The sequence below is a fragment of the Flavobacterium ginsengisoli genome (assembly GCF_029625315.1).
Lineage (GTDB): Bacteria > Bacteroidota > Bacteroidia > Flavobacteriales > Flavobacteriaceae > Flavobacterium > Flavobacterium ginsengisoli.
This window is the reverse complement of sequence record NZ_CP121110.1, coordinates 3746730-3763205: the sequence shown is the minus strand read 5'-3', so window position 1 is coordinate 3763205 and position 16476 is coordinate 3746730. Positions and strand designations below refer to the sequence as shown.

General features: G+C 33.3%; 14 protein-coding genes and 1 pseudogene. 14 read left to right on the top strand and 1 reads right to left on the bottom strand.

Annotated elements, in window-relative coordinates:
* Positions 1-340 precede the first annotated feature (340 nt).
* The 11 genes and pseudogenes from P5P87_RS17555 (at position 341) to P5P87_RS17505 (ending at position 11595) form a co-directional block, all read left to right on the top strand.
* Complete coding sequence (locus tag P5P87_RS17555; protein WP_198855194.1) at positions 341-616, top strand: hypothetical protein; 276 nt, start codon at positions 341-343, stop codon at positions 614-616.
* A gap of 142 nt (positions 617-758) precedes the next feature.
* On the top strand, positions 759-1322 hold the full coding sequence (locus tag P5P87_RS17550) for an NfeD family protein (RefSeq protein ID WP_198855193.1): 564 nt from the start codon (positions 759-761) through the stop codon (positions 1320-1322).
* An 11-nt stretch (positions 1323-1333) separates the two neighbouring features.
* Positions 1334-2852 (top strand): annotated as a pseudogene (locus P5P87_RS17545) (flotillin family protein).
* A gap of 125 nt (positions 2853-2977) precedes the next feature.
* Positions 2978-3865, top strand: coding sequence for a DMT family transporter (locus P5P87_RS17540; RefSeq protein WP_278020105.1), 888 nt, complete (start codon positions 2978-2980; stop codon positions 3863-3865).
* Positions 3866-4282: 417 nt separating this feature from the next.
* Positions 4283-4990, top strand: coding sequence for an HAD family hydrolase (locus P5P87_RS17535; RefSeq protein WP_198855190.1), 708 nt, complete (start codon positions 4283-4285; stop codon positions 4988-4990).
* Complete coding sequence (locus P5P87_RS17530; protein ID WP_198855189.1) at positions 4990-5619, top strand: chloramphenicol acetyltransferase; 630 nt, start codon at positions 4990-4992, stop codon at positions 5617-5619. The genes P5P87_RS17535 and P5P87_RS17530 overlap by 1 nt, the downstream gene beginning before the upstream one ends.
* A gap of 33 nt (positions 5620-5652) precedes the next feature.
* Complete coding sequence (locus P5P87_RS17525) at positions 5653-7047, top strand: hypothetical protein (protein ID WP_278020104.1); 1395 nt, start codon at positions 5653-5655, stop codon at positions 7045-7047.
* A 179-nt stretch (positions 7048-7226) separates the two neighbouring features.
* Positions 7227-8357 (top strand): OmpA family protein, encoded by a 1131-nt coding sequence (locus tag P5P87_RS17520; RefSeq protein ID WP_278020103.1) that lies wholly within the window; start codon positions 7227-7229, stop codon positions 8355-8357.
* Between the two features lie 126 nt (positions 8358-8483).
* Positions 8484-9935 carry a hypothetical protein gene (locus tag P5P87_RS17515; protein WP_278020102.1) on the top strand — a complete coding sequence of 484 codons (1452 nt, stop codon included), beginning with the start codon at positions 8484-8486 and terminating at the stop codon, positions 9933-9935.
* A gap of 95 nt (positions 9936-10030) precedes the next feature.
* Positions 10031-10549 (top strand): ferritin, encoded by a 519-nt coding sequence (locus P5P87_RS17510; protein WP_179003006.1) that lies wholly within the window; start codon positions 10031-10033, stop codon positions 10547-10549.
* 353 nt (positions 10550-10902) lie between these two features.
* Positions 10903-11595: a DUF2461 domain-containing protein gene (locus tag P5P87_RS17505; protein WP_278020101.1), complete on the top strand. Its 693-nt coding sequence runs from the start codon at positions 10903-10905 to the stop codon at positions 11593-11595.
* A 74-nt stretch (positions 11596-11669) separates the two neighbouring features.
* Here the strand turns inward: P5P87_RS17505 and P5P87_RS17500 are convergent, their stop codons facing one another.
* A complete protein-coding gene (locus tag P5P87_RS17500; protein ID WP_198855184.1) occupies positions 11670-12002 on the bottom strand; it encodes a single-stranded DNA-binding protein in 333 nt (110 codons plus the stop codon).
* Positions 12003-12179: 177 nt separating this feature from the next.
* Here P5P87_RS17500 and P5P87_RS17495 point away from each other — a divergent pair, with 177 nt between their 5' ends.
* From P5P87_RS17495 to P5P87_RS17485, 3 genes are read left to right on the top strand one after another with little or no spacing between them, the layout of a single operon-like run.
* On the top strand, positions 12180-13709 hold the full coding sequence (locus P5P87_RS17495; RefSeq protein WP_198855183.1) for a bifunctional GNAT family N-acetyltransferase/carbon-nitrogen hydrolase family protein: 1530 nt from the start codon (positions 12180-12182) through the stop codon (positions 13707-13709).
* Entirely contained in the window at positions 13706-14053 is a 348-nt protein-coding gene (locus P5P87_RS17490) for a hypothetical protein (protein WP_008465546.1), read from the top strand. Before P5P87_RS17495 ends, P5P87_RS17490 begins: the two co-directional genes overlap by 4 nt.
* A 15-nt stretch (positions 14054-14068) precedes the next feature.
* Entirely contained in the window at positions 14069-16462 is a 2394-nt protein-coding gene (locus tag P5P87_RS17485) for a M28 family peptidase (protein WP_278020100.1), read from the top strand.
* The last annotated feature ends 14 nt before the right edge of the window (positions 16463-16476 follow it).

Here is a 16476-nt window from a genome sequence, read left to right as displayed (position 1 = left end):
ACTAAACATATAGTTTGTCATTTCGAGGAACGAGAAATCTTCGCAAGTAACTCCGCAATGAGAATCCAATCTTTGTAGAGCCTCTCGCGAAGATTTCTCGTTCCTCGAAATGACAACATTAACTAAATAAAATTCTTACATTTTATTGTTTCTTTCAAATTTATATTTGTACGTTTGTACTGACAAAATATTTAAGAGACTTTCGATAATAAACTTATTTAGAGTAACGATAAGCGAAACCCTCATCATGGTGCTGGAGCAGGAAACTGCCCTTGATCTATTCTTTTGAATATTTTGTCACACCTAAAATGAGGGTTTCGTGCGTTTAAAATTTTCGATCATGACAGAGGAAAATCAAAAACCAACACATCACGATGTAATGCCATCAATGGCAAAATTCCTTTCAGACTTATGGTTTGAAGGAGATTTTAGAGAACAGCCCCATTATCTGTCTGAAATTTTCAAGCGAATTCTTGAAACAGATTTGGGAGATGACAAAGAGCTAAGATCAAAAATGATGGAATGCATCAAAACCAGTGAAATGCTTGCCGAAACACTAGAACCGTTTTCGGATAAACAAATTCAGAAGGCCTGCAGTAAAATTTTAGTGGCTTAAAAAATAAAAGCGTGAAATTCTTTATTGATTTCACGCTTTTTTTATTCTACAAATACTGTAAAGCACATTTTTCTTTAAAATTAGTTTTCTTACAAAAAAAATGAGATATTAGCGCCAAAAGTTATTCGAAAAACTGAAAATTATGGAGCTATTAGACAGTTTACCTACGTTGCTTAAATCTTTTTGGTACATCGCGATTCCAACAAGTTTAATTTTTCTTATTCAAACCATTATTACTTTTTCGGGCCTTGACATTGCCGATGGTTTCGATACCGATTTTGATGCACATGTTCACGATGGCGATTTTCAGCTTTTCTCGTTAAGAAATCTAATCAACTTTCTTTTAGGTTTTAGCTGGACAGGCATTTCATTTTATGCTACAATTGGCGAAAAGCCATGGTTTCTTATTACACTCGCTTTTGTCGTTGGAGTTTTATTTGTCCTATTGTTTTTCTTTGTAATCAAACAAGTGCAAAAACTAGCCGAAGACAATTCTTTTAAAATCACTAATACGCTAAATAAAACTGCCGAAGTTTATTTGACCATTCCAGAAAATAAAACCGGAAAAGGTAAAATTATGATTAGCGTAAATGGCGCTTTTCATGAACTTGAAGCTATGACAGAAAATGAAAGAATTCCGTCTGGCTCGGCTGTAAAAGTTGTCAAAATAGAAAACAACAATCTTTTAATCGTAGAAACCATATAACATAAATTATAATGATCAACCCAATTATTTTGATTGCAGTTGCGGCAATCGTTCTATTCGTAACCATTTCAGCATTAATCTCGAGGTACAAGCGCTGTCCTTCAGATAAAATTTTAGTAATCTATGGTCGTACTGGCGGAACCTCAGCACGTTGTGTACACGGTGGTGGTGCTTTTATCTGGCCAGTAATTCAGGATTACTCTTTTCTAGATTTAAAACCGCTTTCTATCGAAGCGAATCTGACCAATGCGTTAAGCCGTCAGAACATTAGAGTCGATGTTCCTTGTCGATTCACCATCGCCATTTCTACGGAAACTGACAGTATGAATACTGCTGCAGAAAGATTATTAGGTTTGTCATCAGAACAAGTTCAAGAGCTTGCAAAAGATATTTTGTTTGGTCAATTGCGTTTGGTTATTGCAACGATGACTATTGAAGAAATTAACTCAGACCGTGATAAATTCTTAGATAACATTTCTAAAAACGTTGACAGCGAATTAAAGAAAATTGGTCTTAAACTAATCAACGTAAACGTTACCGATATTCGTGACGAGTCTGGTTATATCGAAGCTTTAGGAAAAGAAGGCTGCGCAAAAGCAATCAATGAAGCTAAAATTAGCGTAGCTGAGCAGGAAAAAATCGGAGAAACTGGTAAAGCTCTTGCTGATAGAGAAAAAGACACTCAAATTGCTGAAACACATAGAGACAGAGATGTAAAAATCGCGATTACTCAAAAAGATCGTGAAATTAGCATTGCAACAGCGGCTAAAGACGAAACGATTGGTAAAGCAGAAGCAGAAAGAGATACAAGGGTAAAAACGTCTGAAGCAAACGCAATTGCGATTCAGGGAGAGAACGAAGCGAAAATTGCTATTGCCAATTCTGAAGCTATTCGTAGAGAAAAAGAAGCAGAATCGTTGCGTATTGCAATTGCTTGCAGAAAAAGTACAGCAGGCAAAAGCATTGGAAGAATCTTACCTTGCTGAACAAAAAGCCGAGTTAGCACGTTCTGAAAGAGAGCGTTCTACTCAAATTGCCAACATTGTAGTTCCTGCCGAAATTGCCAAACAAAGAGCGATTATCGAAGCACAAGCTGCTGCAGAAACTATTAGAGAGAATGCAAAAGGAGAAGCTGATGCAATCTTTGCTAAAATGGAAGCAGAAGCAAAAGGTTTATTTGAAATATTAACGAAACAAGCCGAAGGTTATAAAGATGTTGTGGCTGCAGCAGGCGGAGATCCAAGCAAAGCATTCCAACTTTTATTATTGGAAAAACTTCCTGAATTGGTTAAAACTCAAGTCGAAGCGGTTAAAAATATCAAAATTGACAAAATCACGGTTTGGGATTCTGGAAATGGTCAAGGCGAAAACGGTTCTACAGCTAACTTTGTTTCTGGAATGATGAAGACAGTTCCGCCATTAAATGATCTATTCAATATGGCAGGTTTAAACCTTCCAACTTATTTAAAAGGCGAAGATACTCCTCCTGAAGTTCCTCCAACTATTCAAGTAGAAGAAACAAAAGAATAAAAACCTTTTTTTAATATAAAAAAGCGCGAACCGATTAAGATTTTTAATCGATTTGCGCTTTTTGCTTTCAAAATACTCGTTTTCTAAGTTATCTTTGAAAAATAATACAAGAATAAATACATCTAATGAAACTCACAAAACCAAGATTAGCCCTAATCTGCGGTATACTTTGCATATCGATTTTTCCAATATTAGTAAAATTACGCTTAACTCCAGGATTAATTTCGGCTTTTTACCGAATGTTTTTTGCTGTGGTTTTGTTGTTGCCTTATGTACTTTTCAGCGGAAACTTTAAACTTCCAAATCTAAAATTTGCACTTTTAGCAAGACTTTGTGGTATTTTGTTTGCTTCAGATGTTGCAGTTTGGAATATCGCCATTCAGGAATCGAGTGCAACGCAGGCTTCGCTTTTGACAAATTTATCACCAGTTTGGGTTGGTATTGGTTCTTTCTTTTTTCTAAAAACAAAACCTGCTACTAATTTTTGGATTGGTACGATTGTTTCTTTATTCGGAATGGTAACTTTAGTCGGTTTTGAATTTTTTATCGATTTAAACTTCGATCAGGCATTTCTATTTGCGGTTTTGTCTGGAATTTTATATTCGATTTATCTTTTAGTTAGCAAGAATGTGCTTTCTACTGTTGATGTTCTTTCGTTTATGACGATCAGTTTAATGGCTTCTAGCATTTATTTAGGAATTTTGTGTTACTCATTAGGCGAACCATTCACTGGTTTTTCTGATGCTGGCTGGTTTGTTTTGGTACTTCAGGCCGTAATTTGTCAATTGTGTGCTTGGCTTTCTATTAGTTATGCCACTCAGCACATGCGCGCAACGAGAGTTTCACTAAGTTTATTGAGTCAAGCTGTAATTACCTCAATTTTAGCTTGGTTGTTTTTGGAAGAACAAATAACTTTACAGATGGTTTTCGGTGGAATCATTCTGCTTTTCGGAATCCGAATTACTTTTTATGATAAAACGATTTCTTTGAAAGGGCTTTTTTCTAAGAATTAAGAAAAAGGTTTCACGCAGATTCAGCAGATTTGAACAGATTTTAAAAAATCATTTTAATCTCATAATCTGTGGCTAAAAAATTAGTTTAATTCGTGAATTCGTGGCTAAAAAAAATCTCACGCAGATTCAACAGATATAAGCAGATTTTAAAAAATCATTTTAATCTTAAGAATCTGTGGCAAAAAAATTAGTGCAATTCGAGTAATTTGTTGCTAAAAAAATCTCTCGCAGATTTGGCAGATTGAACAGATTTTTAAAAATCATTTTAATCCCAATAATCTGTGGCAAAAAAATCTCTCGCAGATTCTGCAGATCGAACTGATTTATTTTCTATCTTAATAGAAGGCATTAGAAAAAAATTAGTGATAATTCGTGAAATTCGTGGCAAAAAAACCTTAAACTTGAAACAAAAACACCATGTTACATAAAACTAAAATACCGAACTTAAAAGTAATCGCATTTGATGCCGATGATACTTTGTTTGTAAACGAACCTTATTTTCAAGAAACCGAACATAAATTTTGTGCTTTGATGGAAGATTATCTTTCGCATCAAGGTATTTCGCAGGAATTATTTAAAATTGAAATTGCCAATCTGCCTTTGTATGGCTATGGAATTAAAGGTTACATTCTTTCGATGATTGAAGCTGCGATGAACATTTCGAACAATACCATTCCTGTTGAAGTCATTGAAAAAATCATTCAATACGGAAAAGAATTACTCGAAAAACCAATTGAACTTTTAGACGGAATTGAAGAAACGCTTGAAGCTTTAAAAGGAAAATACAAATTAGTCGTTGCCACAAAAGGTGATTTAAAAGACCAGCACAGCAAATTGCATCGTTCTGGTTTGGGTCATTATTTTCATCATATCGAAGTAATGTCAGACAAACAAGAAATTGATTATCAAAAACTTTTAGGGCGTCTAGATATTGAAGCGCACGAATTTTTAATGATTGGAAATTCATTAAAATCAGATGTACTTCCAGTTTTAGGAATTGGCGGTTATGCTGTTCATATTCCGTTTCATACTACTTGGGAACACGAAAAAATTAATCATACTATAGAACACGAGCACTTTAGTTCATTTGAAACTATTGCAGAAGTCGTTCCGAATTTATTATAATGAAAACACTTTTAGACTTAGAAAACTGGAATAGAAAAGAGCATTTTGCCCATTTCAAACAAATGGAAGAACCTTTTTTTGGCGCAACCGTAGAAATCGATTGTACTAAAGCATATGAAACGGCCAAAAGTTTAAACGCTTCTTTTTTCATTTTCTATTTACACAAAACTTTAGTTGCGGTAAACGCCATCGAGAACTTTAAATACCGAATTTCAGGAGATCAAATTTACATTAACGACCGTGTAGACGCTTCGGCAACGATTGGACGAGAAGATGGCACTTTTGGATTCTCTTTAATTGAATACCATTCGGATTTTAAAACATTCGAACAAAATGCATTAGCAGAAATTGAACGCATTCAAAACACAACTGGGCTTTTTACAAGATCATTTGACACTGATAATTTGATACATTTCTCAGCAATTCCGTGGTTGAATTTTACGTCACTTACTCATGCAAGAAGTTTTACTTATCCTGACAGTTGTCCTAAAGTTTCATTTGGAAAAATGATGCTTTCTGAAACAGGAAAAAGAACCATGTCAATGGCAGTTTATGTTCATCACGCATTAATGGATGGAATGCACATGGGGCAATTTGTAGATCTTTTTCAAGAGCTTATGAATCAATAAATAAACGGAATAATTTTTGTGCCCTAAAAACACATGAAACGAATTTTTCTTTTTTTGTTTTTAATCTCTAGTACTGTTATGCTAAGTCAAACAGTGCTGACTTCTTATGCAGTTGATTTAAAAAACAAAATTGCTCAATCTCAAATTATGACTGGCGAAAACACCGCTACTCATGATGTGTTTGTTTTTGCGGCCAGCCCAGATAGTCTTTCAATATTAAAATACAATAGCGCCTTATTTTTAAGAGATAAGTTTATAACCAACCGTCAATATACTGAGAATAAATCTTTGATGGGATATAGCTTTAGCGAAGACGGAAATCCAACTTTATATTGGTTTTCTAGAGAAGAAAAATCAATCATTTTAATTAAATATTTTCTGGAAAATAAAACTTCTAGAGCCTTAAAATTTCAGATTCCGCTGGAAGATAAATTCATTCTCACAAATTATCAAAAAGACAATAATTTCTATTTGATAATGAAAGAGAGAACAAAAGAAGCATTAACGGCTTTTATCTTTAAAAACGGATTGGCTGAAGAAAAGTTTTTAGATTTTAGTTCTTTCAAATTTATTGATCGCAGAACGCAACCCAAAACATTCTCTCAAATCTTGAATGAAAATCCCATCGAAAAAATGGATTCAGGCGAATACAATCCGTTGTATAAAGTTACAGCCAAAAGTAAAATGTATCTTCTTCCAAACCGTTTGATTTTATCTTTGGATCAAAGTTTCCGAAAAACTCAACTGTTTGACATTGATTTAGAAAGTATGGAAATAAAAGAGAAGACATTTATGAAACCTGTTGGAGAGAAAAATCCAAAGACGTCTAATTCTTTTTACCATGAAAATAAATTATATCAAATCAATGTAAACCCTGATGAACTCTTATTTGATATTAAAGATTATGAATCTGGAGAATCGATAAAAAGCTTTACGGTTTCAAAAAAAGACACAATCCGCTTTAGTAATTCGCCTTTACTAATGCAGATTGAAGATCGTGAACCCCGAAAATTAAAGAATACCGCAAGATTTTTAAAAACATTATCTTCTCTTGATGCAGGACTTTCGGTGTACAAAAATCAAAACAATCTTTTTATCACTTTAGGAGGATCGGGCAGTGATTTGAAAACAGTATCTATGAACGGTTTTAATTTTAACGATCCTATGGGAGATTTTCCTTCCAACAATTTTTACAATATTGAAACCAATTATTCTGTATTTTTCGAAAGCATCTGGACAAAAAAGCTAGAACTAACTCGAGAAACGCACCAGCCTTTTGCTACTGACAAAGTCTTTTACTTCTTAGATACACATAAAGAAGCTGTTCTTGCTAATACGCTTAAGTTAAACAATTACATTCTGCTGAGTTATTATGATGTTTTGTCAAGACAGATTGTGTTACGCAAATTTACCGATGGCTTTGACTAAAGACACTACCTATCAATAACTTATAAATAAAACCATTTATGTGTTTTTGTTTTTTTTACTGTTTTTATAGTCTTTAAATTTTTATCACTAATCTTATTCTAATACTTTTTTGGCTTTTAAAGAAAGTTTTTACCTACAATTTGTCGTTGTTTTGGACTAAAATTTAAAATTTAGAAACAATGAAAAAAGTTGTAATGACTCTTGCATTTGCCCTAGCATTAACTGGAGTACATGCGCAAACAGAAAACAATAACGGGTATAATAAATGGTCTATAGATTTAGGCGCAGGGGTTAATAAACCGCAGCGACCATTTAATGCTGGGTATTCTACCAATACTTTAAGTCCTTGGACTGGAGATATAGGTGTGCGTTACATGTTGAACAACAAATTCGGTTTGAAAGCAGATTTTGGATACAACAGTTTTACTGCAAAAGGAAGCTCTATCGATTTTGATTCAAAATACTATAGAGTAGATTTACAAGCTGTTGCTAACTTAGGGCGTATAATGAATTTTGAAACCTGGACTAACACCATTGGTTTATTAGGACATGCTGGTTTTGGGTATGCTCAATTAAGAAGTGATAATTTTAAAGGTGCAGATGAAATGGGTAACTTCATTGCTGGAGTAACTGGGCAAATTAGATTATCAAACAGAGTTGCTTTAACGGGTGATTTCTCAACTATTATAAACGCATCGCAAGACCGTACTTTTGACGGAGCATATGTTCCTGGCAACAGGGGGTTTTCTGGATTGATCTTTAACGGAACTGTTGGTTTAAATGTTTACTTAGGTAAAAACACAAAACATGCAGACTGGACTGTAATTTCAGATGAGGACAGTGATATTTCTGCTTTAGAAAGCAAAGTAGCAGATCTAGAATCACAAATCAAAAACAGACCTGCACAAAAAGAGGTAGTTGTAGAAAAACAAGTAGTTGCACCACAACCAAATGATAATGAATTAATCAGAAAAATGATTAATGACAAGTATTTCAGTGTTTATTTCGACTTCAATAAAACAACTCCAATTGAGAACTCAACTGCTGCAATTGATATTGTTTTAAATTACTTAAGAAAAAATCCTTCTGCTACTCTTGACCTTGTAGGTTATGCAGATCAAGTTGGAAAAGCTGAGTACAATGAGAAACTGTCTAATGCTAGAGCAAAAAACGTAAAAACTATTTTTGAAAAAGCTGGAATTGATTCTTCTCGTTTAAATGTTGTTGCAAACGGTGCAGATACATCTATTCAAAAAGATTCTGATGAAGCTAGAAGATTGGCTAGAAGAGTTACTTTTATTGTAAAATAATTCCTTTTAAGAAGACTTGATTCAAAAGTCCTTAAGAAAAAATCTTAAGGACTTTTTTATGCTTCAAAATTTAAAACAGCAGAAATATCTCATAAAATTTGGAATAAAATTTGATAAAATTCATTTATGAAAAAACTGCTACTCCTTTCTCTATTATTTTCTAAAAGCGTTCTGTTCAGTCAAACAGTCTTAAATTCGTTACCATTATCTTTAAATAATCTGGAAAAAACTCAAATTCTAAATATTGAAGACAAAGAATCTAAAGACATTTATGCCTTTGTTTGGGACAATCAGAACATAAATATTTTGAAATACAATAAGTCATTGTTTCTAACCAATCAATTTACAGATTTAATAAAGAAAGAAGCAAATAGAAACCTATTGGGCGCTACTATTAGTGCGGGACAAAAACCAACATTATATTGGATTTCAGGAAATAATAAAAATATTCTCATTACCACTTACAATCTAGCTCAAAAAAAATCAGAATCCTTAAATTTTGATTTTCCGAGAAATCACGAGTACATTATAAATTTTTTTCAAGAGAATAATACCTTTTACATTCTTGCCAAAGAAAAAGAACTTGAACATCTGCTTCTTTACAAATTTGAGAATCAAAAGTGTGAAATTAAAATGCTTGATTTTTCTGCTTTTACTTTTAAAAACAAACAGAATGTAAATATTTCTTTCAATGCTCTCCTCAAATACTTTCCAATTAAAAAAATAGAATCGGGAGTACTTAATCCTCCTAATCTCACATCACAAATAAGCAAATTCTATTTGGCTGATGGACGTCTCATTTTTACATTTGATGATCGTCTAGAGCGAACACAAGTTTTTGAGGTTAACCTGAATACTGGTATTATGAAGGGAAGAACTTTTGATCGTTCTGTTTCTAAAAGTCCACTAAGAACAGTAAATTCATTTTATAATGATAAAAAGCTATTTCAAATTGCAACAAATAAAGACGAATTGTTGTTTGAAGTAAAAGATTTTGATACTAAAAACAGCATTAAGAAGTATTCCTTTTCAAAAAATGATACTATTCCCTTTAAAAACTCGCCTTTCTTTCTTCAGATTAACAACAAGAAACCTCAGCAATTAAAAAACACTGCAAAATTTCTTAAAGATTTGGACGGACTTACTCCTAGTATTTCTGTAATTAAAAACAAAAAAAACAGTTTTATTACTTTTAGTGGTTTTGGAGAATCTTTCGATTACTATTTTAAATCTGATTCTCCCGAAGAGTTTGGAGTTCGCGAATATTATTCAATAAATAAAATAGTTTATTTTGATGCAATGTTAAATGAAAATTTAGATTTCATAAGCGACAAACAATCAGAACCAATGGCAAGTGAGAACTTGTTTTACTATTTGAATTTCAATAAAAAAATAACATTGTACCATGCTCTAGAATTAAAGAACTATTACATTCTAAGCTATTACGATGATGCTTCAAAGCAATTTATTATGAGAAAATTTACCGATGGTTTTATGATAGAAAACAATAGAAATTCAATCATAAGCAAATCGATATTTTCAAATCCCGCTACTTTTGAGAAAATCAGTTCCTATTAATTTCAACGAAAATCGATCTAAAAGTCTAATGTTTTCGAGCTTTCGCAAAAATGAAATGAATAATTTTTCTTAATTTTACAAAAAAGACACCTATTATGCTATCAAAAAATATTGAATCGGCTTTAAACAAGCAAATCAGAATAGAAGCAGAATCTTCGCAAACTTACTTGTCAATGGCTTGTTGGGCAGAAGTACAAGGATTGGAAGGAATTGCTCAATTTATGTACACACAATCAGACGAAGAGCGTGCACATATGCTTAAATTGGTAAAATATGTAAATGAACGTGGCGGACATGCTCAAGTTACAGATTTAAAAGCGCCTAAAATAACATATTCTACTTTTAAAGAAATGTTTGAGGAACTATATAACCACGAACTTTTTGTTTCAAAATCTATCAACGAATTAGTACACATTACTTTTGAAGAAAAAGATTATGCAACTCATAATTTCTTGCAATGGTACGTTTCTGAACAAATCGAAGAAGAAGCAACAGCTAAATCTATTTTGGACAAAATCAACTTGATTGGCGAGGACAAAGGAGGACTTTATTTGTTTGATCGTGATATTCAGCAATTAACAGTTACTAGTTCGATCGCTATCAATCCTAAATAAAAAAGTTAAAGTTTATTTAGAATATTTAAAAATAACTTTTTTGGTTTATATTTGTCTCTGTTTTTAAAATTCAGAGGAAAAAGTGAGCAAGAAAGAAAAAGACAAGGACAAAAAAAAGGATAAGAAGAAAAAGAAAAACGCTGTTATCCTTGACAAAATTAAGAAGATCGAAAATTGTAAATCTTCTTGCTCGCGAGAAGTATAAGAAAAGTGAAAAGAAACGCTGCTCACGCTGTCCTATGTTTGATTTATTCAAAAAAACTGCTTAACACGATATAGAAAAACCCATCAGATTTCTCTGGTGGGTTTTTTAGTTTTAAATTGCAGTCATTTCTCGATTCTTAAACTCCATTATGAAAAACGATATTACAATACCGAAATCAAGTCTTGACTTTTTGGTTGAGCTAAAACAAAATAACAACAAACCCTGGTTCGAACAGCATAAATCACAATATTTAATAGAACTTAATCATATTGAAAACTTTGCAGGCGCTTTACTAAAAGAGCTTTCCAAAACTGATGTTTTAGAAAATACTTCTGGCAAAAAAAGCGTTTATAGAATCTATCGCGATATTCGTTTTTCTAAAGATAAAACACCTTTTAAACATTATTGGGGCGGAAGTTACACACGTGCAACTGCAGCACGACGCGGCGGTTATTATTTTCATCTCGAAAAAGGAAACAGTTTTTTTGCAGGTGGTTTTTGGGGACCAAACGCAACAGATTTAAAACGAATAAGAACAGAATTTGCTCAAGATCCCGAAACCTTTCAGGAAATATTGAATTCAGAATCTTTTAAAAGCAATTTTGGAACTTTGCAAGGCGAACAGCTTAAAACAAAACCAAAAGGTTTTGATGTAGATCATCCTGCAATTGATTTACTTCGTTTCAAACAATTTTTGGTTATAAAACGTTTTACTGATGAAGAAGTATTGAGTCCACAATTTTTAGAACTGGCTTTAGATGCTTTCAAAAACATGCGACCTTTCTTTGATTATATGAGCGAAGTACTTATAACCGATGCTAATGGCGTTTCAATTTTATAAAAACAATTTTCCGTAAAGTATAAAACCCGACAGGTTTTAAAAACCTGTCGGGTTTTATTATTTCGCAAAAAAGATTATTTACTCAACAGTAAAATTTCATCTATAACAACCTCCGTTATATAGCGCTTTTCGCCGTTTTTGTCATCGTAGCTTCTGTGCGTTAGTTTTCCTTCAACAGCGATTTCTTTCCCTTTTACAACATACTTTTCGATAATTTCCGCTGTTTTCCCCCAAGCAGTTATGCGATGCCATTCGGTTTGCTCTACTTTTTCGCCTTTATCATTTCTATAAATCTCATTTGTTGCGATTGTAAGATGCGCAAGTTTTCTCCCGCTTTCTAATGTTTTAATTTCTGGATCATTACCAACATTCCCGATTAATTGTACTTTGTTTCTAATTGCACTCATGGCGTATACTGTTTTAATGTTATTATTAAATTGAATCGTTTATTGAATTCAACACTGCAAAGATGCCAAACCTCAACATTGACAGTCGGTTGTTAACTATTTACTATCGACTGTAACTATTTGTAAGCGTTTGTAAATGGAATTTGTTTTTTGTATATTTGAGATAAATCTTACGATATGCAAGCAAAAATTAAAAAAGTAGAGTTAAGAAATCTTGAAATAGAAGACTATAAACAATTAAAGAAATCAATGATTGAGTCATATCCAGAAATGGCAGATTCTTATTGGAGATCTGAGGATATAGAAAGACTTCTTTCAATTTTTCCAGAAGGACAGCTGGTGATTTTGGTTGACGGAAAAGTTGTTGGCTCTGCCCTATCTCTTATTGTTGACGAAAAATTAGTAGAAAAAAGACATAATTATCAGCAAATTAGTGGCGATTATACCTTTTCGACCCACAATCCAAATGCTGAAATTTTATACGGCATAGATGTTTTTATTCACCCCAATTATAGAGGCTTGCGTTTAGGGCGCCGTTTGTATGATGCAAGAAAGGAACTTTGCGAACAATTGAACCTCAAGGCGATTGTCTTTGCAGGGAGAATTCCGAACTATAGAGAACATGCCAAAAAGATGTCTCCAAAAACGTATATCGAAAAAGTGCGTACCAAAGAATTGTACGATCCAGTTCTTTCTTTTCAGTTAAGCAACGATTTTCATGTTTTGAGAATCATCAAGAATTATCTGGAAGGTGACGAAGAATCGAAAGAATTTGCGGTTCTATTGGAATGGAATAATATTTACTATGATGATAGTCCGAAACTGATTAATTTAAAGAAAAACATTATTCGTCTAGGACTAATTCAGTGGCAGATGCGTCCGCTTAATAATGTTGAAGCACTTTTTGAACAAGCAGAATTTTTTATTGATGCCGTTTCGGGTTATGGTTCTGATTTTGCTTTGTTTCCAGAATTGTTTATTGCGCCATTAATGGCCGATTATAATCATCTATCTGAGGCAGAAGCCATTCGTGAACTTGCCCGCCACTCTGATCCTATTAGAAAGCGTTTTCAGGAATTTGCCATTTCATACAATATCAACATTATTACAGGAAGTATGCCTTATTTAGAAGGCGGAAATCTTTACAATGTTGGATTTTTATGTAAAAGAGACGGAACTTCAGAAATGTATACCAAAATTCATATTACACCAAATGAAGTTATTCATTGGGGAATGAAAGGCGGATCTCAATTTAAAACCTTTGATACCGATTGTGGTAAAATCGGAATTTTAATCTGCTATGATGTCGAGTTTCCTGAACTTTCGAGACTTTTAGCAGATGAAGGAATGGATATTTTGTTTGTGCCATTTTTAACCGATACTCAAAACGGTTATACTCGTGTAAAACATTGTTCGCAAGCGCGTGCTATCGAAAATGAGTGTTATGTAGCCATAGCAGGTTGCGTTGGAAATCTTCCGAAAGTAAATAATATGGATATACAATATGCGCAGTCTTCTGTATTTACGCCATCAGATTTTGCTTTTCCAAGTAACGGAATCAAAGCAGAAGCTACTCCAAACACAGAAATGACGCTTATTGTTGATGTTGATTTAAATTTATTAAAAGAGCTTCACGAACATGGAAGTGTAAAAACATTAAAAGACCGTAGATCTGACCTTTACGAAATTAAAAAATTGAATTCATGAAAACATGCCTCGAATGCTCAGCCAAAATTTTCGGTCGCGAAGACAAGAAATTCTGTTCTGATAGTTGTAGAAATGCGTACAATAACAAAATAAATAAAGATAGTACAAATTTCATGCGAAATATAAACAACAAGTTACGCAAAAATTACCGTATTTTGGCAGAGTTAAATGTAGACGGAAAATCGAAAGCTTCTCGAGACAAATTATTAACAAAAGGCTTTGATTTTGAGTTCTTTACAAACATTTTACAAACCAAGACAGGAAATACATATTATTTCTTGTACGATCAAGGCTATCGTTCCTTGGACAATGATTATTTTATGCTTGTTAAAAAAGAAATATAGTTAGTATTATTCACCATGAGAAAAAACCCCACCTCAATTCTCGCCATAGTCTGCGTTTTAGCTTTACTCGGTATTATATATGCCACGATGATGCCGCAAGGAATTTCGAAAGATGACGAAGCGCTGGCCGAATTTTCGACCGAAAGAGCCTTAAATCAGGTTGAAATTATTGCACAGAAACCGCACTATGTCGGATCTACCAATCACGAACTAGTTGCTAATTATCTTAAGCTTGAATTAAATAGAATAGGTTTAGAAACAAGTGTTCAGGAAGGTTTTACTCTAAATGATAAAGGTCTTTTGGTAAAGTCAAAAAATATTTTGGCTCGAATTAAAGGAACAAACAATACAAAAGCACTTTTACTTCTTTCTCATTATGACAGTGCACCTCACTCTTTTTCAAAAGGAGCAAGCGATGACGCTTCTGGCGTTGCAACAATTTTAGAAGGTGTACGTGCCTTTTTATACTCAAAACATCCTCAAAAGAACGATATTATCATCTTATTTTCTGATGCAGAAGAATTAGGGTTAAACGGAGCAGCTTTATTCGTAAACAAGCATCCTTGGGCAAAAGATGTTGGTTTGGTTTTAAATTTTGAAGCAAGAGGAAGTTCTGGGCCAAGCTACATGCTAATGGAAACCAATAAAGGAAACCAAGCGCTAGTTAAAGAATTTACTAAAGCAAAACCTTCTTACCCAGTCTCAAATTCTTTGATGTACAGTATTTACAAAATGCTTCCTAACGACACTGATCTAACTGTCTTTAGAGAACAAGGAAACATTCAAGGTTTCAATTTTGCTTTTATCGATGGTCATTTCAACTATCACACACAACAAGATGATGTTCAGCATCTAAACAAAACTACATTAGCACATCAAGGCACTTACATCATGCCTTTGCTGAAATACTTCACCAATATTGATTTAAACCAAACGGAGTCTACAGAAGATAATGTTTATTTCAATGTTCCTTTTACCTTCATTAGTTATCCGTTTACTTGGGTAATGCCAATGACACTTATTGCTCTAGGTTTATTGATTGTTTTCATTTTTGTTGGAAAAGCAAAAAGAATCATCACTTTCACAGAAATTTTCAAAGGGTTTGTTCCGCTTCTAGGATCTATTATAATTGCAGGATTAGTAACCTTTTTAGGATGGAAACTTCTTCTTGAAATTTATCCGCAATATTCTGATCTTCTAAACGGATTTACCTATAACGGGCATGCCTATATTGGTGCTTTTGTTACTTTGAGCATTGCTATTTGTTTTGCTTTCTATCATCATTTCTCTGAAGCTAAAATTACCATGAACCATTTTGTGGCGCCTCTATTGCTTTGGATTATCATTAATGCTTTTTTAGCCAACAGCTTAACTGGTGCAGGCTTTTTAATCATTCCTGTATATTTCGGAATTTTATTATTCGGAATCTTTGTCTTTACACAGCACTATAGTTTAGGATTGAATTTAATATTCTCTATTCCTGCCCTAGCAATTATTGCGCCTTTTATTGTAATGTTTCCAATTGGTTTAGGACTTAAAATATTATATGGAAGTGCCGTTTTAACCGTTTTGCTATTCGGATTATTGCTTCCGATATTTGGAGCTTTTGCTAAAAAAGGAGCTTGGATTGTTGTTTTCTTTCTTACTTCTATCGCATTTTTCGTTTACGCAGGATACAATTCTGGCTACGAATACGGAAAAGCCAAATCAAACAGCTTGTTATATGTTTACAATGCCGATAACAATTCTGCTGTTTGGACCACTTATGACACAAATTTAGACGAATGGACTAAATCGTATTTAGGCGAGAAAAATCAAAAAGCAGTTGGGTTAAATACGCTTCCGCTGGCAAGTAAATACAATACAACGTTTACTTATAGCGCAATTGCTCCAGTTGTTGAAGTGCCAAAACCGACAATTCAATTTTTAAGAGACAGCGTAATTGGAAATAATAGATATCTGAAAATCAAAATTACTCCAAACAGAAAAGTAAACCGTTACGACATTTATGCTAATCCAAAAATGACATTTTTTAACTTTAAAGCAAACGGAGTGACAACTTCTGGCGAAAAAGGAAACCGTCTGCAAAGAGAAGACAGTAAAATTTTATGTTATTATGTTGTAGGCAACGAACCGCTTGAAATGGAATTCTACATCAATAAATCATCTATTTTTGATATGGATTTAATCGAGAGTTCGTTCGATTTAATGAGCAATCCGCTATTAAATGTTAAACCAAGAAATAATTGGATGATGCCAACGCCATTCGTTTTAAATGACGCAGTATTAATACAACAAAAAATCAAAAGATATACGCCACCAGTAAAACCAATTGCCCCTGTTGTGCCTGTAGATAGTTTGGCTGTAAGTAAAGATAGTTTGAAACCTGTAGTTGTTAAACCAGAATAAGGAAATTGGACTAA